20 protein-coding genes are annotated in these 20,118 nt (G+C 72.5%); 11 read left to right on the plus strand and 9 right to left on the minus strand.

Translation table 11 applies throughout. The features are described 5' to 3' along the window. The first annotated feature begins 44 nt into the window (after window positions 1-44). Window positions 45-992 (plus strand): pseudouridine synthase, encoded by a 948-nt coding sequence (locus JAO84_RS06760; protein WP_370411303.1) that lies wholly within the window; start codon window positions 45-47, stop codon window positions 990-992. Here JAO84_RS06760 and JAO84_RS06765 read toward each other — a convergent pair. The 4 genes from JAO84_RS06765 to JAO84_RS06780 all read right to left on the minus strand — a co-directional run bounded on the left by JAO84_RS06765 (window position 976) and on the right by JAO84_RS06780 (window position 5,206). Continuing rightward, complete coding sequence (locus tag JAO84_RS06765; RefSeq protein ID WP_370411305.1) at window positions 976-1,605, minus strand: MBL fold metallo-hydrolase; 630 nt, start codon at window positions 1,603-1,605, stop codon at window positions 976-978. The genes JAO84_RS06760 and JAO84_RS06765 overlap by 17 nt on opposite strands. Further along, complete coding sequence (locus tag JAO84_RS06770) at window positions 1,605-2,690, minus strand: S-(hydroxymethyl)mycothiol dehydrogenase (protein WP_370411307.1); 1,086 nt, start codon at window positions 2,688-2,690, stop codon at window positions 1,605-1,607. The genes JAO84_RS06765 and JAO84_RS06770 overlap by 1 nt, the downstream gene beginning before the upstream one ends. 149 nt (window positions 2,691-2,839) lie before the next feature. Continuing rightward, a complete protein-coding gene (locus JAO84_RS06775) occupies window positions 2,840-4,309 on the minus strand; it encodes an amino acid permease (RefSeq protein WP_265865554.1) in 1,470 nt (489 codons plus the stop codon). A 192-nt stretch (window positions 4,310-4,501) separates the two neighbouring features. Further along, entirely contained in the window at window positions 4,502-5,206 is a 705-nt protein-coding gene (locus tag JAO84_RS06780; RefSeq protein ID WP_370411309.1) for a FadR/GntR family transcriptional regulator, read from the minus strand. Window positions 5,207-5,420: 214 nt separating this feature from the next. Here JAO84_RS06780 and JAO84_RS06785 point away from each other — a divergent pair, with 214 nt between their 5' ends. Together JAO84_RS06785 and JAO84_RS06790 are read left to right on the plus strand one after the other, a co-directional pair. Beyond that, window positions 5,421-5,975: a gluconokinase gene (locus tag JAO84_RS06785; RefSeq protein ID WP_370411311.1), complete on the plus strand. Its 555-nt coding sequence runs from the start codon at window positions 5,421-5,423 to the stop codon at window positions 5,973-5,975. 137 nt (window positions 5,976-6,112) lie between these two features. Then, window positions 6,113-7,510 carry a gluconate:H+ symporter gene (locus JAO84_RS06790; protein ID WP_265865557.1) on the plus strand — a complete coding sequence of 466 codons (1,398 nt, stop codon included), beginning with the start codon at window positions 6,113-6,115 and terminating at the stop codon, window positions 7,508-7,510. Between the two features lie 78 nt (window positions 7,511-7,588). On the opposite strand, the gene JAO84_RS06795 is transcribed toward JAO84_RS06790, so the two are convergent. Then, window positions 7,589-9,256, minus strand: coding sequence for an FAD-binding dehydrogenase (locus JAO84_RS06795; protein WP_370411313.1), 1,668 nt, complete (start codon window positions 9,254-9,256; stop codon window positions 7,589-7,591). A gap of 94 nt (window positions 9,257-9,350) precedes the next feature. On the opposite strand from JAO84_RS06795, the gene JAO84_RS06800 reads away from it, so the two are divergent. The 6 genes from JAO84_RS06800 to JAO84_RS06825 all read left to right on the plus strand — a co-directional run bounded on the left by JAO84_RS06800 (window position 9,351) and on the right by JAO84_RS06825 (window position 13,147). Next, entirely contained in the window at window positions 9,351-9,980 is a 630-nt protein-coding gene (locus JAO84_RS06800; protein ID WP_370411315.1) for a TetR family transcriptional regulator, read from the plus strand. Window positions 9,981-10,002: 22 nt separating this feature from the next. Then, window positions 10,003-10,767 (plus strand): glucose 1-dehydrogenase, encoded by a 765-nt coding sequence (locus JAO84_RS06805; protein WP_370411317.1) that lies wholly within the window; start codon window positions 10,003-10,005, stop codon window positions 10,765-10,767. 21 nt (window positions 10,768-10,788) lie between these two features. Further along, on the plus strand, window positions 10,789-11,319 hold the full coding sequence (locus JAO84_RS06810; protein WP_370411319.1) for an NUDIX hydrolase: 531 nt from the start codon (window positions 10,789-10,791) through the stop codon (window positions 11,317-11,319). Between the two features lie 81 nt (window positions 11,320-11,400). Then, window positions 11,401-11,796 carry a DUF202 domain-containing protein gene (locus JAO84_RS06815; RefSeq protein WP_265865563.1) on the plus strand — a complete coding sequence of 132 codons (396 nt, stop codon included), beginning with the start codon at window positions 11,401-11,403 and terminating at the stop codon, window positions 11,794-11,796. Beyond that, window positions 11,793-12,125 (plus strand): DUF202 domain-containing protein, encoded by a 333-nt coding sequence (locus JAO84_RS06820; protein WP_370411321.1) that lies wholly within the window; start codon window positions 11,793-11,795, stop codon window positions 12,123-12,125. The genes JAO84_RS06815 and JAO84_RS06820 overlap by 4 nt, the downstream gene beginning before the upstream one ends. A gap of 104 nt (window positions 12,126-12,229) precedes the next feature. Continuing rightward, the gene (locus JAO84_RS06825; protein ID WP_265865565.1) at window positions 12,230-13,147 is read left to right on the plus strand and encodes an MBL fold metallo-hydrolase; all 918 of its coding nucleotides are present in this window, start codon (window positions 12,230-12,232) and stop codon (window positions 13,145-13,147) included. 13 nt (window positions 13,148-13,160) lie between these two features. Here the strand turns inward: JAO84_RS06825 and JAO84_RS06830 are convergent, their stop codons facing one another. Further along, the gene (locus JAO84_RS06830; protein ID WP_370411324.1) at window positions 13,161-14,459 is read right to left on the minus strand and encodes an enolase C-terminal domain-like protein; all 1,299 of its coding nucleotides are present in this window, start codon (window positions 14,457-14,459) and stop codon (window positions 13,161-13,163) included. 174 nt (window positions 14,460-14,633) lie between these two features. Here JAO84_RS06830 and JAO84_RS06835 point away from each other — a divergent pair, with 174 nt between their 5' ends. Together JAO84_RS06835 and JAO84_RS06840 are read left to right on the plus strand one after the other, a co-directional pair. Beyond that, complete coding sequence (locus tag JAO84_RS06835; RefSeq protein ID WP_370411326.1) at window positions 14,634-15,683, plus strand: phosphotransferase family protein; 1,050 nt, start codon at window positions 14,634-14,636, stop codon at window positions 15,681-15,683. A gap of 6 nt (window positions 15,684-15,689) precedes the next feature. After that, window positions 15,690-16,904: an acyl-CoA dehydrogenase family protein gene (locus JAO84_RS06840; protein WP_370411328.1), complete on the plus strand. Its 1,215-nt coding sequence runs from the start codon at window positions 15,690-15,692 to the stop codon at window positions 16,902-16,904. A gap of 26 nt (window positions 16,905-16,930) precedes the next feature. Here JAO84_RS06840 and JAO84_RS06845 read toward each other — a convergent pair whose 3' ends face one another. Genes JAO84_RS06845 through JAO84_RS06855 form a run of 3 tightly spaced genes read right to left on the minus strand, consistent with a single transcriptional unit; the run spans window position 16,931 to window position 20,013 of the window. Further along, window positions 16,931-17,524, minus strand: a complete 594-nt coding sequence (locus tag JAO84_RS06845; RefSeq protein ID WP_265865569.1) for a TetR/AcrR family transcriptional regulator — start codon at window positions 17,522-17,524, stop codon at window positions 16,931-16,933. A gap of 45 nt (window positions 17,525-17,569) precedes the next feature. Next, the gene (locus tag JAO84_RS06850; protein ID WP_370411330.1) at window positions 17,570-19,252 is read right to left on the minus strand and encodes a class I adenylate-forming enzyme family protein; all 1,683 of its coding nucleotides are present in this window, start codon (window positions 19,250-19,252) and stop codon (window positions 17,570-17,572) included. Further along, entirely contained in the window at window positions 19,249-20,013 is a 765-nt protein-coding gene (locus tag JAO84_RS06855; protein WP_370411332.1) for an SDR family oxidoreductase, read from the minus strand. Before JAO84_RS06855 ends, JAO84_RS06850 begins: the two co-directional genes overlap by 4 nt. Between the last annotated feature and the right edge of the window lie 105 nt (window positions 20,014-20,118).

Below are 20,118 nucleotides of genomic sequence, written 5' to 3' on the forward strand. Positions count from 1 at the left end.
AGGCGCACGCCGGTCGCCTGTCGGCCGCCCGTTACGGTGGGGGCGTGCGACGCAGAGCCAAGGCCCCCTCCTCTCCCCTCCCGCAGCGCGACGGGATCGATGCCGTGCGGGTCCGGCTGCCCGAGGATCCGGACGGCGCCTGGGCGACCGTCGGCGCGTTCCTGGTCGGTCGGTACGGGGCGGCCGTCGGGGTGGGGCGGGTCGAGGGGATGCTGCGCGAGGGTCGGTTCGTCGGGGTCGACGGGCGGGCCGTCGCGGCGGGCGAGGCGTACGGGGCCGGGCGGTATCTGTGGTTCCACCGGGAGTTCCCGGCCGAGGAGCGGGTGCCGGGCGAGGTGCGGGTGGTGTACCGGGACGAGCGGATCGTCGTGGCGGACAAGCCGCACTTCCTGGCGACGATGCCGCGCGGGGGCCATGTGAAGGAGACGCTCCTCGCGCGGCTGCGGCGGGACCTCGGGCTGCCGGAGCTGCAGCCGGCGCACCGGCTCGACCGGCTGACGGCGGGCCTGGTGCTGTGTGTCGTACGGCCGGAGGACCGCGGGGCGTACCAGACGCTGTTCCGGGACCGGGCCGTGGGCAAGTCGTACGAGGCGGTGGCGCCGTACGACCCGGCGGTGGAGCTGCCGGTGACCGTGCGGAGCCGGATCGAGAAGGAACGCGGGGTGCTGGCCGCCCGGGAGGTGCCGGGCGAGCCGAACGCCGAGAGCCGGATCGAGCTCCTCGCGCACCGGGGCGGGCTTGCCCGGTACCGGCTGGTGCCGGTGACCGGGCGGACCCATCAGCTGCGGGTGCACATGAACGCGCTCGGGCTGCCGATCCGCCACGATCCCCTGTATCCGGTGGTCCGTGCGGACGGGCCGGAGGACTTCGGGCGGCCGCTGCAGCTGCTCGCGCGGTCGCTGGTGTTCACCGACCCGGTCACGGGTGAGCTCAGGAAGTTCCTGAGCCCGCGGCCTCTCCAAGGCCTCGATGGCCTCAATGGCCTCGCTTGAGCCACTCCTCCAGGTGCGGGGCCTCCTCCCCGATCGTGGTGGAGTCGCCGTGGCCGGTACGGACCACCGTCTCCGGCGGCAGCGTGAGCAGCTTCGTACGGATGGAGTCGACGATGGTCGGGAAGTCCGAGTAGGACCGGCCGGTCGCGCCCGGGCCGCCCTGGAAGAGGGTGTCGCCGGAGAAGACCGTGGCAAGGTCGGGGGCGTACAGGCAGACCGCTCCGGGGGCGTGGCCCGGGGTGTGGAGGACCGTGAGGTCCGTCCCGGCGATGGTCAGGACCTGGCCGTCGGCGAGGTCGCCGTCCGGGCTGTGGTCCGGGTGGGTCAGCTTCCACAGCGGCTGGTCGGCGGGGTGCAGCAGGATCCGGGCGCCGGTGGCGGCGGCAAGCGCGGGGGCCGCGTCGATGTGGTCGTCGTGGGCGTGGGTGCAGACGATGGCGCGCAGGGCGCGTCCTTCGAGGGCGGCGAGGATGGCCTGGGCGTCGTGGGCGGCGTCGATGACGAGGGCCTCGGTGTCGTCGCCGACGATCCAGACGTTGTTGTCGACCTCCCAGGTGCCGCCGTCGAGGCTGAAGGTGCCGGAGGTGACCAGACGGTCGATGCGGGCGCCCATCAGAAGACCACCACCGAGCGCAGCACGTCGCCCTCGTGCATGCGGGCGAAGGCCTTCTCGACGTCGCCGAGTCCGATGGTCTCGGTGACGAAGGCGCCGAGGTCGATGCGGCCCTGCTGGTGCAGGTCGATGAGCATCGGGAAGTCGCGGGACGGCAGACAGTCGCCGTACCAGGAGGACTTGAGCGCGCCGCCGCGGCCGAAGACGTCGAGCAGCGGGAGTTCGAGCTTCATCTCGGGGGTGGGGACGCCGACCAGGACGACGGTGCCGGCCAGGTCGCGGGCGTAAAAGGCTTGCTCGTACGTCTCGGGGCGGCCGACCGCCTCGATGACGACGTCGGCGCCGAAGCCGCCGGTGAGCTCGCGGATCGCCTCGACGGGGTCGGCGGTGCGGGAGTTGACGGTGTGGGTGGCGCCCATCTCCTTCGCCTTGGCGAGCTTGCGGTCGTCGATGTCGACGGCGATGATCCGGGCGGCTCCGGCGAGCCGGGAGCCGACGACGGCCGCGTCGCCGACGCCGCCGCAGCCGATGACGGCGACGCTGTCGCCGCGGCCGACGTTGCCGGTGTTGATGGCGGCGCCGATGCCGGCCATGACGCCGCAGCCGAGGAGGCCGGCGATCTCGGGGGCGACGGACGGGTCGACCTTGGTGCACTGTCCGGCGTGGACGAGGGTCTTCTCGGCGAAGGCGCCGATGCCGAGGGCCGGGGAGAGCTCCGTGCCGTCGAGCAAAGTCATCTTCTGCTGGGCGTTGTGGGTGTTGAAGCAGTACCAGGGGCGGCCGCGCCGGCAGGCGCGGCACTGGCCGCACACCGCGCGCCAGTTGAGGATCACGAAGTCGCCGGGCGCGACGTCGGTGACGCCGGCGCCGACGGACTCGACGATTCCGGCGGCCTCGTGGCCGAGCAGGAAGGGGAACTCGTCGTTGATCCCGCCCTGCTTGTAGTGGAGGTCGGTGTGGCAGACCCCGCAGGCCTGCACCTTCACCACGGCCTCGCCGGGACCGGGGTCGGGGATCACGATCGTCTCGACCCGGACCGGCTCGTTCTTGCCGGGGGCGACGACCCCCTGGACCTGCTGCGGCATCGTGAACTTCCCTTCTCCGACAGCCTCTGCGCTGTAAGGATCTTGCGTACCACTATCTCCTGACAAAACGCGAGACCCCCGCAGTTCGTGCCTGCGGGGGTCTCTTGTCCCGTGGGGGGTGTGGGGCGGGGCTCAGTCCCGGGCGGGGATCAGTCCCGGGCGCCGGCGCCCTGGGTCGCGCGGACCCGGCCGCGGACCAGGAACCAGCCGCCGACCAGCGCGGCCGCGATGAGCGGCAGGCAGGCGACGGTGGTGCGGCCGACGCCGCCGTCCATCCACATGAGGACCAGGACGGTGCCGAGGAACAGCAGCGTCACGATCTGGGTGTACGGGGCCCAGGGCAGCTGGTACGAGGGCCGGACGAGCTTGCCCTCCTTGGCGCGGCGGACGAACAGCAGCGAGCAGACCATGATCATGGCCCAGGTGCCGATGATGCCGATGGAGGCGAAGTTGAGCACCAGCTCGAAGGCCTCGCCGGGCATCCGGTAGTTGAGGAAGACGCCGACGACACCGAAGCCGGCGGTGAGCAGGATGCCGCCGTAGGGGACGCCGCCCCGGTTCATCACGCCGGTGAACTTGGGAGCGGAGCCGGCGAGGGACATCGAGCGCAGGATGCGGCCGGTGGAGTAGAGGCCCGAGTTGAGGCTGGAGAGGGCGGCGGTGAGCACGACCAGGTTCATCACGCCGGCGGCGCCGGGGATGCCCAGCTTGTCGAAGACGGTGACGAAGGGGCTCTGGTCGCCGGTGTACGCGGTGAACGGGAGGATCAGCGCGAGCAGGACGACGGAGCCGACGTAGAACAGGCCCACGCGCCACATGATCGAGTTGATCGCCTTCGGCATGATCTTCTCGGGGTTCTCGGTCTCGCCGGCGGCGACGCCGCACAGCTCGACGGAGGCGTAGGCGAAGACGACGCCCTGGATGAGCAGCAGCATCGGCATGACGCCGTTGGGGAAGATGCCGCCGTTCTCGGTGATGTTGGCGAGGCCCGGGGTGTGGCCGCCGACCTCGTGCTGGGTGACGACGAGGTAGATGCCGACGAGCATGAAGGCGACCAGGGCGCCGACCTTGATGATCGCGAACCAGAACTCCATCTCGCCGAAGTACTTCACCGAGATGAGGTTGGCGGCGAGGACGATCGCGAGGGCGATCAGGGCGAGCACCCACTGCGGGATGTCGCTGAACATCGACCAGAAGTGGGCGTAGGTCGCCGCGGCGGTGATGTCGGCGACGGCGGTGGTCGACCAGTTGAGGAAGTACAGCCAGCCGGCCGTGTAGGCCCCCTTCTCGCCCATGAACTCACGGGCGTAGGAGACGAAGGCGCCGGAGGAGGGCCGGTAGAGCACCAGCTCGCCGAGGGCACGGACCACGAAGAAGGCGAAGACGCCGCACACCGCGTAGGCGATGAAGAGGGAGGGTCCGGCGTTGGCCATGCGGCCGCCGGCGCCGAGGAACAGGCCGGTGCCGATCGCGCCGCCGATGGCGATCATGTTGATGTGCCGGGACTTGAGGTCCTTGCGGTATCCGGCGTCGCCGGCGTCCACATGGGTGGAGGCCGCCGTGCCTGAGGCCGCCGGGGTGGCGGACAGCGGGTCGGCCGCAGTGATGCGGTCACTCATGGAGTTGTTCGCCTTCGTGAGGGGGAGGGTGTGCGGTACCCGGCCGTGCCCTTGTGGGGCTTTCCGGCACGGCCAGCGCACATCCTCACGGCAACACCCGGTAACTGACTGTGGCCGAAATCACTGAAGGGCCGGATTTGAGGTAGTTCAGAGGTTACGCACGGGTGAACAAGCGGGTGGGTGGACGGGGCGTTACGGCGCGAGGACGTCCAGCTCCTTCAGGGCGCCGACCGCGATCTGCCGGGTCAGCTCCTCGGCGCGCACCGCGTTCTTCTCCCGTACGGCCTCGGCGACCTGGACGTGCAGGGTGACGGCGGCCGGGTCCGGGTCCTCGAACATCACCTGGTGGTGGGTGCGGCCGGTGAGCACCTCGGCGACGACGTCGCCGAGCCGGGCGAACATCTCGTTGCCGGAGGCGTTGAGGACGACCCGGTGGAAGGCGATGTCGTGCACCAGATACGCCTCCAGCTGCCGGCCGCGCGAGGTGGCGACCATGCCGAGGGCCTGCTCGGTGAGCTCGCGGCACTGCTCGGGGGTGGCGTGCAGGGCGGCGAGTCCGGCGGCGACCGGCTCGATCGCGGAGCGCAGCACGGTGAGCGAGCGCAGCTGGCGGGGGCGGTCGGCGCCGGCCAGGCGCCAGCGGATGACCTGGGGGTCGTACACGTTCCAGCGCTCGGTGGGCAGCACGATCACGCCGACCCGGCGCCGGGACTCGACCAGGTGCATGGACTCGAGGACGCGGACCACCTCGCGCACCACGGTCCGGGAGACGTCGAAGCGCTCGGCGATCTCGTCGGAGCGGAGCACGGTGCCGGGCGGGTACTCCCCGGCCGTGATGGCCAGGCCCAGGGTGGCCAGGACCTGCGGATGGAGCCCCTGAGCGGCCGGTGTCGTCATGGCCGCAAGCCTATGCGGGCCGGGCCTGATGATCACACCCGAGAGCGCCCGAAGCCTCGGTCGCGTCCCTGCCACGCCCCGATCGCGTCCCGGCCACGGCCCCGGCGGGAATTAAAAGTACGACTTTTATGTCACAGACTCTTGAATACGTCGTACTCAATGGGTTTCATGAGCGCGACGGATCGATGTCGAAGAAGACAGCGAGGCACCACCCATGAGCACCACCCCTCACGCCGCGGCGACGAGCGGCCGTCCCCCGGTCGTCGTCGTGATGGGCGTCGCAGGTACCGGCAAGACGACGATCGGCCCGCTGGTCGCCGAGGCGCTCGGCCTCCCCTACGCGGAGGGCGACGACTTCCACCCGGCGGCCAACGTGGCCAAGATGTCGGCCGGCGTTCCGCTCGACGACCGTGACCGCGAGCCCTGGCTCGACGCGATCGGCGCATGGGCGCACGACCGGGCCGGGCTCGGCGGTGTGGTGAGCAGCTCCGCGCTCAAGCGGGTCTACCGGGACCGGCTGCGCGCGGCCGCCCCCGGTGTGGTCTTCCTGCATCTGACCGGGGACCGGGAGCTGATCGAGCGGCGGATGAAGGCCCGCAAGGGGCACTTCATGCCGACCGCGCTCCTCGACTCCCAGTTCGCCACCCTGCAGCCGCTGCGGGAGGACGAGGCCGGCGTCGCCGTCGACGTCTCCGGCACCCCCGAGGAGATCACCGCCCGGGCCGTCGCCGCACTGCGGCGGCTCACCGACTGCACCACCCCCGCCTGACCGGACGCCCGGTCGGACCCCCTTCCCGACCGGGCCCGGGCCACCCCCCATGGCCCCACCGGCCGTTCCGGCCCCGAAGCCCTCCCCCGGGCCTCCGGGCCGCTGTCCCCCTTCCCCCTGACCCCAAGGGATCCCCCGTGACCAGTCTCAGCGTCGAGACCCTGGCAGCGGACGCCGTCGAACCGATCACCTCGGCGGGCAACGCCCAGCTCGGTATCGCCGTACTCGCCGGCATCGCCGTCATCGTCCTGCTCATCACCAAGTTCAAGCTGCACGCGTTCCTCGCGCTGACCATCGGGTCGCTGGCGCTCGGCGCGTTCGCCGGCGCCCCGCTCGCGGACGCCATGAAGTCCTTCACCACCGGACTCGGCGCCACCGTCGCCGGTGTCGGTGTGCTCATCGCGCTCGGCGCGATCCTCGGAAAGCTGCTCGCCGACTCTGGCGGCGCCGACCAGATCGTCGACACGATCCTCGCGAAGGCGAGCGGCCGGGCCATGCCGTGGGCGATGGTCCTGATCGCGTCCGTGATCGGCCTGCCGCTGTTCTTCGAGGTCGGCATCGTGCTGCTGATCCCGGTGGTGCTGATGGTCGCCAAGCGCGGCAACTACTCGCTGATGCGGATCGGCATCCCGGCCCTCGCCGGTCTGTCCGTGATGCACGGCCTGATCCCGCCGCACCCCGGCCCGCTCGTCGCGATCGACGCGGTCGGCGCCAACCTGGGCATCACCCTGGCCCTCGGCCTGCTCGTCGCCGTCCCGACCGTGATCATCGCCGGTCCGGTCTTCTCCAAGTACGCCGCCCGCTGGGTGGACATCCAGGCTCCGGAGAAGATGATCCCCACCCGGCCCTCCGAGGACCTGGAGAAGCGCCCGGGCTTCGGCATCACCGTCGCGACCATCCTGCTGCCCGTCGTCCTGATGCTGGTCAAGGCGCTCGTGGACATCGTGGTCGACGACCCCGAGAACGGCGTGCAGAAGGTCACCGACGTCATCGGCTCGCCGCTGATCGCCCTGCTCGCGGCGGTCATAGTCGCCATGTTCACGATGGGCCGCGCGGCCGGCTTCACCAAGGAGCGGCTGTCCTCCACCGTCGACAAGTCGCTCGCCCCGATCGCCGGCATCCTGCTGATCGTCGGCGCGGGCGGCGGCTTCAAGCAGACCCTGATCGACCTCGGCGTCGGCCAGATGATCCTCGACTTCTCGAAGAGCTGGTCGATCCCGGCCCTGCTGCTCGCCTGGCTGATCGCGGTCGCGATCCGGCTCGCGACCGGCTCGGCGACGGTGGCGACGATCTCGGCGGCCGGCCTGGTGGCCCCGCTCGCGGCGGGCATGTCGACCGGCGAGGTGTCCCTGCTCGTGCTGGCGATCGGTGCCGGTTCGCTCTTCTTCAGCCACGTCAACGACGCCGGTTTCTGGCTGGTGAAGGAGTACTTCGGGATGAACGTCGGCCAGACGATCAAGACCTGGTCGGTGATGGAGACGATCATCTCGGTGGTCGGCATCGGGTTCGTGCTGCTGCTGTCGCTGGTGATCTAGCCCTCTCACCCGGCTGGTGGAGGCCCCGGAGCGCGGTTCGTCCGACCGCGCCCGGGGCCTCCGTCGTACGTACGGGGCTCAGGCCACCGCGGCCGCCGCGGCCCGCCCCGCCGCGCGCCCCGAGAAGAGGCAGCCGCCGAGGAAGGTGCCCTCCAGGGACCGGTAGCCGTGGACGCCGCCGCCGCCGAAGCCGGCCGCCTCGCCCGCCGCGTACACCCCGGGCAGCGGCTCGCCGTCCGCCGTGAGCACCCGCGAGGACAGGTCGGTCTGCAGTCCGCCGAGGGACTTGCGGGTCAGGATGTTGAGGCGTACGGCGACGAGCGGGCCGGCCTTGGGGTCGAGGATGCGGTGCGGGGGCGCCGTACGGATCAGCTTGTCGCCCAGATAGCGGCGGGCCCCGCGGATCGCCATGACCTGGAGGTCCTTGGTGAAGGGGTTGGCGATCTCGCGGTCGCGGGCGGTGATCTCGTGGCGCAGCGCGGTCTCGTCGATCAGGTCCTCGCCGGTGATCCGGTTCATGCCGCGGACCAGGGCGGCGAGGTCGTGCTCGACGACGAAGTCGGCGCCCTTGTCCATGAAGGCCTGCACGGGTCCCGGGACGTCGGCGCGGGCGCGGCCGATGACGTCGCGGACGGACTTGCCGGTGAGGTCGGGGTTCTGCTCGGAGCCGGAGAGGGCGAACTCCTTGCCGATGATCTTCCGGTCGAGCACGAACCAGGTGTGGTCGTGGCCGGTGCGCATGATGTGTTCGAGCGTGCCGAGGGTGTCGAAGCCGGGGAAGAGCGGCACGGGCAGCCGCTTGCCGGTCGCGTCGAGCCAGAGCGAGGACGGACCGGGCAGGATCCGGATGCCGTGCCTGGCCCAGATCGGGTTCCAGTTCTCGATGCCCTCGGTGTAGTGCCACATCCGGTCGCGGTTGACGTGGTGGGCGCCGGCGTCCTCGGCGATGCCCAGCATCAGGCCGTCGACGTGCGCGGGCACGCCGGAGAGCATGCGGGCGGGCGGGGTGCCGAGCCGCTCGGGCCACTGCTTGCGCACCAGGTCGTGGTTGCCGCCGATGCCGCCGGTGGTGACGATCACCGCCTGGGCGCGGTACGAGAACTCGCCGGTGACCTCGCGGTCGCTGGCGGTGCCGCGCGGGACCGCGGAGGGCGCCAGGACCTCGCCGGTCACGGTGTCGACGGCGCCGGCGGTACGGGCCAGGCCGGTCACCCGGTGCCGGAAGCGGAAGCGGACCAGGCCGCGGGCGACGCCCTCGCGGACCCGGCGCTCGAAGGGGGCGACCAGGCCGGGGCCGGTGCCCCAGGTGATGTGGAAGCGGGGTACGGAGTTGCCGTGGCCGTTCGCGTCGTAGCCGCCGCGCTCGGCCCAGCCCACCACCGGAAAGAAGCGCACCCCGAGCCCGTGCAGCCAGGCGCGCTTCTCGCCGGACGCGAAGTCCACGTACGCCTCGGCCCAGCGCCGCGCCCAGGCGTCGTCCTCGGGCCGGTCGAAGCCCGCGGTGCCCATCCAGTCCTGGAGGGCCAGGGCGTGGCTGTCGCGGATCCGCATCCGGCGCTGCTCGGGCGAGTCGACGAGGAAGAGGCCGCCGAAGGACCAGTGGGCCTGGCCGCCGATGGACTGTTCGGGTTCCTGGTCGAGGAGCAGCACCGTGCGGCCGGCGTCGACCAGTTCGGCGGTGGCGGCGAGACCGGCGAGGCCGGCCCCGATGACGATCACATCGGCGTCGTACGGCTCATGGGGCATGGACCGCATCTTGGATACACAAATGTATCCAGTCAACGGTTCGAGCCCCTCTCGCCCCTCCCGCTTTCTAATGCCGAGCATTAATATGGTCGGCATGGCAAGGACGTCAGGGCCCGAGACCCGGGACAGACTGATCCGCGCGGCCGAGGTGGTCTTCGCGACGAAGGGCGTCGACGGCGGCCGGCTCCGCGACATCGTCGCCCTCGCCGGCCAGGGCAACCCCTCGGCCGTGCAGTACCACTTCGGCTCCCGCGCCGGACTCCTCGACGCGGTGATGGCCGGCCGCCAGGCCCGGACGGAACAGGTACTCGCCCCGCTCCTCGACGCCGCGCCCGACGACACCCACGCCCTGGTCGAGGCGCTCGTCACCGCCGAGGCGAGCGAGCTGGGCACCGACCGCGGCCGCCGCTGCCTGCGGATCTCCGCCCAGCTCAGCCACGAGAGCGGGGTCCGCACCCGCACCCCGCACCCCACGCTCGCCGGCACCTGCTACTGGCGCCTGATCGAGCGCACCGAGGCCTGTCTCGCGGCGGCCGGACTGCCCGAGGCACTGCGCCTGGAGCGGCTCGACCTGGCGCTCACCGTGGTGGGCGCGGCCATGGCGGACCGGGCCCGGCAGTACCTCGACGGCGCCGAGCCGCTCACCGGTGAGGCGGTCTTCCTCGCCGATCTCGTCGAGACGACCACCGCACTTCTCCGGGCGGCACAGCCCCGGAGTCTCTGAAGCCCGAAAGGACGAGCCACCCATGAACGACCTCACCGGCAAGACCGTGCTCATCACCGGCGGTGCCCGCGGCCTGGGCGCCGAGGCGGCCCGGCAGGCGGTGGCCGCCGGAGCGAACGTCGTGCTCACCGACGTCCTCGACGAGGAGGGCAGGGCGACCGCCGAGGCGCTCGGCGAGCGGGCCCGCTTCCTGTACCACGACGTCACCTCGGAGGCGGACTGGGCGGCGGCCGTCACCCACGCCGTGGCCGAGTTCGGCGGACTGCACGGCCTGGTGAACAACGCGGGGATATCCACCGGCGCGTTCCTGGAGACCGAGTCGGTGGAGCACTTCCGCAAGGTCCTCGACATCAATCTGACCGGCGTCTTCATCGGCATGAAGGCCGCCATCCCGGCGATGCGGGAGGCCGGCGGCGGCTCGATCGTCAACATCTCCTCGGCCGCGGGCCTGATGGGCCTGGCGCTCACCGCCGGGTACGGCGCGTCCAAGTGGGGCGTGCGCGGTCTGACGAAGATCGGCGCGGTGGAGCTCGGCACGGCGGGGATCCGCGTCAACTCCGTCCACCCCGGCATGACCTACACCCCGATGACGGCCTCCGTCGGCATCGAGCGCGGCGCGGGCCGGTACCCGAACACGCCGATGGGCCGGGTCGGCGAGGCCGACGAGATCGCGGGCGCGGTCGTCTTCCTGCTCTCGGACGCCGCCTCGTACGTGACGGGCGCGGAGCTCGCCGTGGACGGCGGCTGGACCACCGGCCCGACGGTCAAGTACGTCATGGGGCAGTGACGCACCTGATTTCATGGGCGCATGCACGCCTCCGCCGCCTTCGATCCCTCCGCCGAGATCCTCGACGTCGTCGACGAGCAGGACCGGGTGATCGGACAGGCCCCGCGCGGTGAGGTGTACGCGCGGGGCCTGATCCACCGCTGCGTCTTCATCCGCGTGCGGGACTCCCTCGGCCGGACCTTCGTCCACCGCAGGACCCCGACCAAGCTGGTCTTCCCGTCCCTGTACGACATGTTCGTCGGCGGCGTCGTCGGCGCCGGCGAGTCGTACGACGACGCCGCGCTGCGCGAGGCCGAGGAGGAGCTCGGCGTGTCCGGGCTGCCCCGGCCCGAGCCCGTACTGAAGTTCCTGTACGACTCCGAGGGCGTGGCCGGGAAGTGGTGGTCGGCGGTCTACGAGGTGCGCTGCGACCTGCCGGTGAACCCGCAGGTCGAGGAGGTGGCCTGGCACGGCTTCCTCACCGACGAGGAGCTGACCGCGCGGCTCGGCGAGTGGGAGTGGGTGCCGGACGGGCGCCGGGCCTACGAGCGGCTGCTCGCGCACGGGGCCTGAGGGCACCGGGCCGGCACCTTTCCGGGCCCGCGGGGAGCCGCCGTACGGGAAGATCATCGTCCGGATAGGTAGGGTGCGGGCGTGAGCGACTTCGTACAGAGCCTGCGGCTGTGGTTCGCGCCGCGGCGCCTCCGGGAGGAGGGCGAGACCCCCGACTACCGCTTCTCCCTGGCCAACGAGCGGACCTTCCTCGCCTGGCTCCGGACCGCTCTGGCGCTCATCGGCGGCGGTTTCGCCGTGGACCAGTTCCTGCCGGACCTGCGCTGGGGCGTCCGGGTCGGGCTCGCGGTCGCGCTGCTCGTCGCGGGTGTGCTGTGCGCGCTGCGGGCGGTGAACCACTGGGTGCGCTGCGAGCGGGCGATGCGACGGGGCGAGGACCTGCCGGTCTCCCGTTTCCCGGCGGTCCTCAGCCTCGCGGTGGCGGTGGTCGCGCTCGCGATGGTGGTGGTCGTGGTCTTCGGCTGGGCCGGACGGTGAGCGGGCCGGGGACCGGAGCCGCGGTCGCGGACCGGGATCCCGGGCTGCAGCCGGAGCGGACCCGGCTCGCCTGGCGGCGGACCACGCTCTCGGCCACGGTGGTGGCCGTCCTCGCCGGCAAGCAGGCGATCCACGACGAGGTGACGGCCACCGGTCTGCTCGCGGCGGGCCTGTCGGCCCTGGTGTGGATCGGGTTCCTCGCGGTGGCGCACCGCCGGATCCAGTCCCTGGAGGCGGCCCGGCCGCGCGTGATGTCGCTCCGGGGCGCGCTGCTCGCGGTGGCGTGCACGGTGGCGTTCGCGGGGTTCGCGGTCGGCGTGCTGCTCTGACGGAGCCCAGCCTCCGCTGCCCGGTGCACCCCAACTTCCCCCGGGCCCGGGCCTGCTGGCACTCTTCCCCTGTCCGATTCGGGCTCTCATCCGGGGGATTCCCTTTGCCTGCCACCGATCCGTACGTGGTCGCGCTCGCGCCGCACGTCCACGCCTTCGTCCAGCCCGACGGGGGCTGGTGCCTGAACAACGCCGGCTTCGTCGGCGATCCCGGCGGCGGCGAGACGCTGCTCGTCGACACCGCCGCCACCGAACGCCGGGCCCGGCTGCTGCGCGCGGCCGTCCTCGACGCGGGACTCGCGCTGCCGCGCACCATCGTCTCCACCCACCACCACGGCGACCACACCTACGGCAACGGGGTGTTCCGGCCGGAGGCCCGGATCGTCGGGCACGCCAACTGCCGGGCCGAGCAGCTGGCCGCCGGGCGGCAGCTGCATCTGCTGTGGCCGCAGACCGACTTCGGCGCGGTGGAGATCCTGCCGCCGGACCTCACGTACACGGACGCGCTGACGCTGTACGTCGGGGAGACCGAGGTCCGGGTGCTGCACCCGGGTCCGGCGCACACCACCGGCGACTCGATCGTCCATCTCCCGGCGCAGGGCGTGGTGTTCACCGGCGACCTGGTGTTCCACGGCGGCACGCCGTTCCTGCCGATGGGGTCGCTCGCGGGGTCGCTGCGCGCCCTCGAACTGCTGCGCTCGCTGGACGCGCCCACGGTCGTGCCCGGGCACGGACGGGTGACCGACCCCTCGGCGTACGACGCGACCGAGCGGTATCTGCGCTGGGTGCGGGAGCTGGCGGCCGAGGGGTACGCGAAGGGGGACCCGCCGCTGGAGACGGCGCGGGCGGCGGAGCTCGGCGAGTTCGGGGCCTGGCAGGAGAGCGAGCGGCTCGTCGCCAATCTGCACCGCGCGTACGCGGAGCTGGAGGGGCTGCCGGAGGGTCATCCGCTCGACCCGGCGGCCGTGTTCGGCGACATGGCGGCGATGAACGGCGGGGTGCCGGTCGCCTGTCACGCGTAGTACACCCGCGGAGTCACCAGCGGGTGGGCCGCCACTCCGGGTCCGCCGCGCGCATCGCGGCCGCGTCGTCGCGGTCGCGGTACCGGCCGTCGTCCTCCGCCCAGCGGCGGTGGAGGTCGGCGAGCCGGTCCCGGTCGAGCTCCACGCCGAGGCCCGGTGTGTCGGTCACGGCGAGCCGGCCGGCCCGGAAGACGGGGGCGGTGGTGATCACGTCCTCGGTGAGCCACGGGTAGTGGGTGTCGCAGGCGTGGTGGAGGGCCGGGAGGGTCGCGGCGACCTGGGTCATCGCGGCCAGGCTGATGCCCAGGTGGGTGTTGGAGTGCATGGAGAGCCCGATGCCGTACGTGCCGCAGAGCGCGGCGAGTTCGCGGGTGCGGTGCAGGCCGCCCCAGTAGTGGTGGTCGCAGAGCACGATGCTGACGGCGCCGCGCGCGAAGGCCTCGGGGACCTCGGCGAGGGTGGTCACGCACATGTTGGTGGCGAGCGGCAGGTGGGTGCCGGCGGCGACCTCGGCCATGGCGGCGGTGCCGGTGGCCGGGTCCTCCAGGTATTCGAGGGCGGGGAGGCCCTCGAGTTCGCGGGCCACGGCGAGGGAGGTCTCCACGGACCAGGCGCCGTTGGGGTCGAGGCGCAGCGGGGCGCCGGGGAAGGCCTCGGCGAGCGCGCGGATCGCGGCGATCTCGCGGTCCGGCGCGAAGACCCCGCCCTTGAGCTTGAACGAGCCGAAGCCGTGCAGGCGGGCGAAGCGCCGGGCCTGCTCGACGAGGCCGGCCGGGTCGAGGGCCTCGCCCCAAGGGTCGGCCTCCTCGGGCGCGGCGCCCGGGTGGGCACCCCACTTGTAGAAGAGGTACGCGCTGTACTCGACCTCGTCGCGGACCCGGCCGCCGAGCAGGGCGTGCACGGGCAGTCCGAGGCTCCGGCCGAGGGCGTCGAGGCAGGCGGTCTCGACGGCGGAGACCACGGAGAGCAGCAGTTTGTCGGCGGTCTGGACGCCGCGCAGTCCACCGGCGTCGACCCGTCCGTCCGCGTCCTTCGCGGCCGCCGTACCGCACACCTCGGCGGCCAGCACGAACAGGCCGTTCACATCCGTGACCAAGCGGCCGGGCAGCGCCTCGGCGAGCGGACGTGCGAGGTCGAGGTACTTCGTGTCGCCGTAGGTCTCGCCGAGCCCGACGACTCCGCCTGCCGTGACCACTTCGACCACCAGGCGTGGGGTGAGGGGCTGGTGGACGCCCTGGGTGTTGAGCAGCGGCGGGTCCTTGACGAGGACGGGGGTCAGGCGGACGTGGTCGATGCGCAGCGCCGGATTCATATGTGAACCCTATTCACGCCTTCGGACGGCACGCCAGAGACGTGCGCCTTCTTTCCCGCCGGGTTCCCGAAGCGTCCGGGCAGGGTTCGGGCGGGGCTTGACGGGGATCACTCTGGACGACATACCGACTGGTCGGTCATCATGAACCGACGCCGAACCCGGAGGTACGCCCGCATGACCCCGACTCCCCCACCCGGCCTCGACCCCGAGGCGCTGCGCCGCCTGCTCGACCGCGAGCGGCCCGGCCTGGTCGCCGGCCCGCTGACCGCCCGGCTGATCGAGGGCGGGCGCTCGAACCTCACGTACCTCGTGACCGACGGCTCCGCCCAGTGGGTCGTCCGCCGCCCGCCGCTCGGCCACGTCCTGGCCACCGCGCACGACATGAAGCGCGAGCACCGGGTGATCAGCGCGCTGCACGACACCGCCGTACCGGTGCCGGAGGCGGTGCTGCTGTGCGAGGACGACACGGTGCTCGGCGCGCCATTCTACGTCATGGAGTACGTGGCGGGCACCCCGTACCGCTCGGCCGCCCAGCTCGCCCCGCTCGGCCCGGAGCGCACCCGCGCCGCCGTCCTCGGGCTCGTCGACACCCTGGTCGACCTGCACGCCGTGGACCCGGACGCCGTCGGACTCGGCGACTTCGGGCGCCCGGAGGGCTTCCTCGACCGGCAGCTGCGCCGCTGGGGCAAGCAGCTGGACGCCTCGCGGGGCCGCGAGCTGCCCGGCATCGGCGAGCTGCACGCGGCTCTCGGCCGCCGCCTCCCGCAGTCCCCCGCCCCGACCGTCATCCACGGCGACTACCGGCTCGACAACGTCCTCATCGGCGACGACGACCGGATCAAGGCCGTCCTGGACTGGGAGATGTCCACCCTCGGCGACCCGCTCACCGACCTCGGCCTGCTCGTCATGTACAGCACGCCGCTGGCCGTCCCGGACTCGCCGGTGTCCACCACCGCGACGGCCGCCGGACACCCGAGCACCGCCGAGCTGATCGAGCGCTACGCCGCCCGCTCGGGCCGCGACGTCTCCGCCCTCTCCTGGTACACGGCCTTCGCCTGGTTCAAGCTCGCCGTGATCCTGGAGGGCATCCACTACCGCTACACCCTCGGGCAGACCGTCGGCGCCGGCTTCGACCGGATCGGCGAACTCGTCCCGGTCTTCATCGAGCACGGCCTCACCACGCTCCAGGACCTCCAGGAACTCCAGGACCCTCAGGAAGGCTGATCCGCCATGGACTTCGCGTTCGACGCCCGCACCGAGGAGCTGCGGGCGAGACTCCTCGCCTTCATGGACGAGCACGTGTATCCCGCCGAGGCCGTCGCCGAGGAGCAGCGGGCCGCGCTCGCCTCCCCGTGGGACACCCCCGCGATCGTCGAGGAGCTGAAGGCCGAGGCGCGCCGCCAGGGTCTGTGGAACCTCTTCCTCCCCGACGAGGAGTACGGCGCCGGGCTCACCAACCTGCAGTACGCGCCGCTCGCCGAGATCACCGGCCGCAGCCCCCACCTCGCCCCCACCGCCCTCAACTGCGCGGCCCCCGACACCGGGAACATGGAGGTGCTCGCCCAGTTCGGCGACGAGGCGCAGAAGAAGCAGTGGCTGGAGCCGCTGCTCGCCGGCGAGATCCGCTCGGCCTTCGCGATGACGGAGCCGGAGGTGGCCTCGTCCGACGCGACCAACATCGAGACCCGGATCCGGCGGGACGGCGACTCGTACGTCGTCGACGGGCGCAAGTGGTACATCTCCGGGGCCATGAACCCCGACTGCAAGATCTTCATCGTGATGGGCAAGACCGACCCCGACGGGGCCGACATCCGACGCCAGCAGTCGATGATCCTGGTCCCCCGCGACACCCCCGGCGTCGAGGTGCGCCGCGCGATGCAGGTGTACGGCTACGAGGACCACTCGCACGGCGGGCACGCCGAGGTGCTCTTCCACGGGGTGCGGGTCCCGGCCGCGAACCTGATCGGCGAGGAGGGCGGCGGCTTCGCCATCGCCCAGGCCCGGCTCGGCCCCGGCCGCATCCACCACTGCATGCGCCTGATCGGCATGGCCGAGCGGGCCGTGGAGCTGATGTGCCGGCGCGCCGTCTCCCGTACCGCCTTCGGCAAGGCCCTCGCCCAGCAGGGCGTCGTACAGACCTGGATCGCGGACGCCCGGGTGACCATCGAGCAGCTGCGGCTGCTGGTCCTGAAGACGGCCTGGCTGATGGACACCGTCGGCAACCGGGGTGCGCACACCGAGATCCAGGCGATCAAGATCGCCACCCCGCGGGCGGTGGTCGACATCATCGACAAGGCGGTCCAGCTGCACGGCGCCGGCGGCGTCTCGCAGGACTTCCCGCTGGCCGAGCTGTGGGCCGCGGCCCGCACCCTGAAGCTCGCCGACGGCCCGGACGAGGTGCACCAGCGCTCGCTGGCCCGCCGGGAGCTGAAGAAGTACCTGTAGGACGTGGGCCCGTAGGCCCGTAGGCCCTACGGGCGCAGGGCCCGCAGCAGGAGGTCGGCCAGGTGGTCGGCGACCTGCTGCGGGGTCAGCGGCCCGTCCGGGCGGTACCAGGTCGACAGGTGGTGGACCGAACCGAAGTGGTAGTCCACCACCAGGTCGGCGGGGGTCGCGTCGGAGAACACCCCGGCCCGCTGGCCCTCCTCGATCAGGGCCCGGAAGCGCTCGTGGTAGCGCCGCCGCTCGGTGCGCACCTGCTTGTTCTTCTCCGGGCTCAGGTGGTGCATCGAGCGGAAGAAGATCGAGGCGTCGTCGAGGTTGTCGATGGTGGTGACGACGACGTCCGCGGCGGCGTCCCGCAGCCGCTGCTCCACCGGGGCGTCCGCCTCCGCGAAGGCGTCGAGCCGCTCCTGCTGGAGCCGCAGGACCCGGGCGTAGACCTCCTGGAGCAGGTCCTCCTTGGAGCCGAAGTAGTGGTAGAGGGCGCCCTTGGTGACGCCCGCCGCCTCCACGATCTCCTGGACGGAGGTCCGGTCGTAGCCCTGCTCGGCGAAAAGCCGGGTGGCGGCGGCGAGGAGCCGCTGGGGAACGGGCGCCCCGTTCCCCTCCGTCGTCCTGGCCATGCTGCGCCGCCTTTCGTCCGTGCGTCTGCTCACGTGCTCACGTGCTCACTTCGGGGACCGCAGGTCCCGCCTGAGGATCTTCCCACTAGTCGTCTTGGGCAGCTCCGGCAGGATCTCGACCTCGCGCGGGTATTTGTACGCGGCGAGCCGCCCGGCACAGTACGCGGACAGCTCGGCCGGGTCCGCGGCGGCGCCGGGGCGCAGGCTCACGTACGCCTTCACGGTCTCGCCGCGGTAGGCGTCGGGGACACCGACGACGGCCGCCTCGCGGACCGCCGGGTGGGTGTAGAGGACGTCCTCGACCTCGCGCGGCCACACCTTGAAGCCGGAGGCGTTGATCATGTCCTTCTTGCGGTCGACAACGTAGAGCCAGCCCTCGGCGTCCATGAAGCCGATGTCGCCGGTGCGCAGCTCCCCGCCGGGGAACGCGGCGGCGGTGGCCTCGGGCAGCCGCCAGTAGCCGGGGACGACCTGGGGGCCGCGGACGGCGATCTCGCCCTGCTCGCCGAAGGGCACGTCGGCGCCGGTCTCGTCGACGATCCGGACTACGGTGTCGGGTCCGGGCACGCCGACCGAGAGGGTGCCGGAGACGGGGTCGACGGGCGCCTCGTGCTGCGGCGGTACGGAGGCGCAGGGCGCGGTGCACTCGGTGAGGCCGTAGCCGTTGCGGATGTACGGGCCGAAGCCGGCCCGGAACTTCTCGACCAGGGCGGGCGGCACGGGCGCACCGCCGGAGGAGATCACCAGGAAGGACGAGAAGTGGTCGGGGGTGGCGCCGGGGTGGGCGCCGAGCGCCATGAAGGCGGTGGAGGGGCCGACGGTGTAGGCCGGGCGGTGCTCCAGGAAGGCGTCCAGGACCACGCCGGCCTCGAAGCGGTAGGCGAGGACGAGGGTGCCGCCGTTGGCGAGGCAGGCACCGAGCTCGCAGACCAGGCCGGTGATGTGGAAGAGCGGGGCGAGGACGAAGTAGCCGGCGCCGGGCGGGACGGGGTGGCCGGTGCGCTGGCGTTCGGCGTTGTGGACGATGCCCCGGTGCAGGTTGAGGGCGCCCTTGGGGGTGCCGCTGGTGCCCGAGGTGTAGCTGATCAGGGCGATGTCGTCGGTGGTGAGCTCGCGCCCCTCGGGGGCCGGGTGTCCGGCGCGGGCGACCGCGAGCAGGTCGTCGACCTCGGTGGGCACGGCCTCGAAGCCGAGGACGCGCGGGTCGTTCCGGGTCTGCAGCTGGCGCTCGTCGGCGGTGAGGGCGATCCCCACGCCGGCCGCGGCGGCGGTGTCGCGGACGTGGTCCGCCCACGCGCGGCCGGAGCAGATGACGGCGCGGGCGCCCGAGTCGCGCAGGGCGTGGCCGACCTCGGCCGCCTTGTACATGGGGTTGAGCGGCACGACGGCGGCCCCGGCCTTCCACGCGCCGAGCAGGGCGAGCACGAAGTGCGGGCTGTTCTGCAGCATGACCGCGACCCGGTCGCCGCGCCCGACCCCGCGGGCGGCGAGGTGTCCGGCGACGGAGTCGGAGAGCGCGTCGGTCTCGGCGTACGTGAGGCGCGCGTCGAAGTAGACGAGCGCCGGGTGGTCGGGGGTGCGGGCGGCGGCGGCCCGGAAGGCGTGCAGCAGGGTGGGCGGCGGGTCGATCGGGGCCCGCTGGGCCTCGCTGAGCCGGCCGAGCCAGGGCCTGGCGGCGTAGATGGACTCCGCGGCGTGCTCGCCCTGGGCGGCCCCGTGTGCGGTCATGCGCCCGCTCCTTCCCACTTCTGCTGGATGTGGTTCATGTTGCCGAGCCAGCGCTCCGGGTCGCCGGCCCGGGCCCGGTAGTAGGCGCCGACCTCGGGGTGCGGAAGGACCAGGAAGCGGTCCTCCGCCATGGCGTCGAAGAGCGCGGCGGCGACGTCGTCGGGCTCGATGGCGGTGGGGGCGAGCACGAGTTCGCCGGCCGAGCCGGCGGCGGTCAGCATGTCCGTACGCACGCCCTGCGGGCAGATCGCGTGCACCTTGAGGCCACGGTGGCGGTAGGTGAGCGAGAGCCATTCGGCGAAGGCGTACGCGCCGTGCTTGGAGACGCTGTACGGGGCGGCGCCGACCATGGTGAGCAGTCCGGCGGCGGAGACGGTGGACACGAAGCGTCCCTCGCCGCGCTCCAGCCAGTCGGGCAGCAGGGCGCGGGCGGCGCGCACATGGGCCATCACGTTGACGTCCCAGGCGGCGGCCCAGACCGCCTCGTCGGCGAAGGCGTCGCCGGGCGAGGCGAGACCGGCGTTGGCGCACCAGACGTCGATCCGGCCGCCGAGCGCGGCGCGGGCCTCCTCGACGACGGCGGAGGCGTCACCGGGCACGGCGAGGGCGCCGATCTCCTCGGCCGCCGCCTTGGTGCGGTCCGGGTCGAGGTCGTTGACCACGACCCGCGCGCCCTCGGCGGCGAACCGCCGGGCCAGTGCCGCGCCGATACCGCCCGCCGCGCCCGTGACGACCACTCCCGCGCCCTGCACCGTACTCATCCGGCTCACCTCTCCGTTGCGGTTCTGCGGGCAGACTAACCAGTCGGTATGTCGTCGTGGAAGAGGTCGTGGCACGCCTCGTTCCGCGCGGGCCCGTCGGGCGCT

Source organism: Streptomyces fradiae (assembly GCF_041270065.1).
Classification (GTDB): domain Bacteria; phylum Actinomycetota; class Actinomycetes; order Streptomycetales; family Streptomycetaceae; genus Streptomyces.

What these genes read in the sequence shown, in the direction of transcription:
- JAO84_RS06850 (WP_370411330.1), bottom strand. Translation starts at nt 19,252, where the DNA reads ATGACCGCACACGGGGCCGCCCAGGGCGAGCACGCCGCGGAGTCCATC.
- JAO84_RS06795 (WP_370411313.1), bottom strand. Translation starts at nt 9,256, where the DNA reads ATGCCCCATGAGCCGTACGACGCCGATGTGATCGTCATCGGGGCCGGC.
- JAO84_RS06830 (WP_370411324.1), bottom strand. Translation starts at nt 14,459, where the DNA reads ATGAATCCGGCGCTGCGCATCGACCACGTCCGCCTGACCCCCGTCCTC.
- JAO84_RS06810 (WP_370411319.1), top strand. Translation starts at nt 10,789, where the DNA reads ATGCACGCCTCCGCCGCCTTCGATCCCTCCGCCGAGATCCTCGACGTC.
- JAO84_RS06855 (WP_370411332.1), bottom strand. Translation starts at nt 20,013, where the DNA reads ATGAGTACGGTGCAGGGCGCGGGAGTGGTCGTCACGGGCGCGGCGGGC.
- JAO84_RS06765 (WP_370411305.1), bottom strand. Translation starts at nt 1,605, where the DNA reads ATGGGCGCCCGCATCGACCGTCTGGTCACCTCCGGCACCTTCAGCCTC.
- JAO84_RS06775 (WP_265865554.1), bottom strand. Translation starts at nt 4,309, where the DNA reads ATGAGTGACCGCATCACTGCGGCCGACCCGCTGTCCGCCACCCCGGCG.
- JAO84_RS06805 (WP_370411317.1), top strand. Translation starts at nt 10,003, where the DNA reads ATGAACGACCTCACCGGCAAGACCGTGCTCATCACCGGCGGTGCCCGC.
- JAO84_RS06785 (WP_370411311.1), top strand. Translation starts at nt 5,421, where the DNA reads ATGAGCACCACCCCTCACGCCGCGGCGACGAGCGGCCGTCCCCCGGTC.
- JAO84_RS06770 (WP_370411307.1), bottom strand. Translation starts at nt 2,690, where the DNA reads ATGCCGCAGCAGGTCCAGGGGGTCGTCGCCCCCGGCAAGAACGAGCCG.
- JAO84_RS06800 (WP_370411315.1), top strand. Translation starts at nt 9,351, where the DNA reads ATGGCAAGGACGTCAGGGCCCGAGACCCGGGACAGACTGATCCGCGCG.
- JAO84_RS06840 (WP_370411328.1), top strand. Translation starts at nt 15,690, where the DNA reads ATGGACTTCGCGTTCGACGCCCGCACCGAGGAGCTGCGGGCGAGACTC.
- JAO84_RS06845 (WP_265865569.1), bottom strand. Translation starts at nt 17,524, where the DNA reads ATGGCCAGGACGACGGAGGGGAACGGGGCGCCCGTTCCCCAGCGGCTC.
- JAO84_RS06780 (WP_370411309.1), bottom strand. Translation starts at nt 5,206, where the DNA reads ATGACGACACCGGCCGCTCAGGGGCTCCATCCGCAGGTCCTGGCCACC.
- JAO84_RS06835 (WP_370411326.1), top strand. Translation starts at nt 14,634, where the DNA reads ATGACCCCGACTCCCCCACCCGGCCTCGACCCCGAGGCGCTGCGCCGC.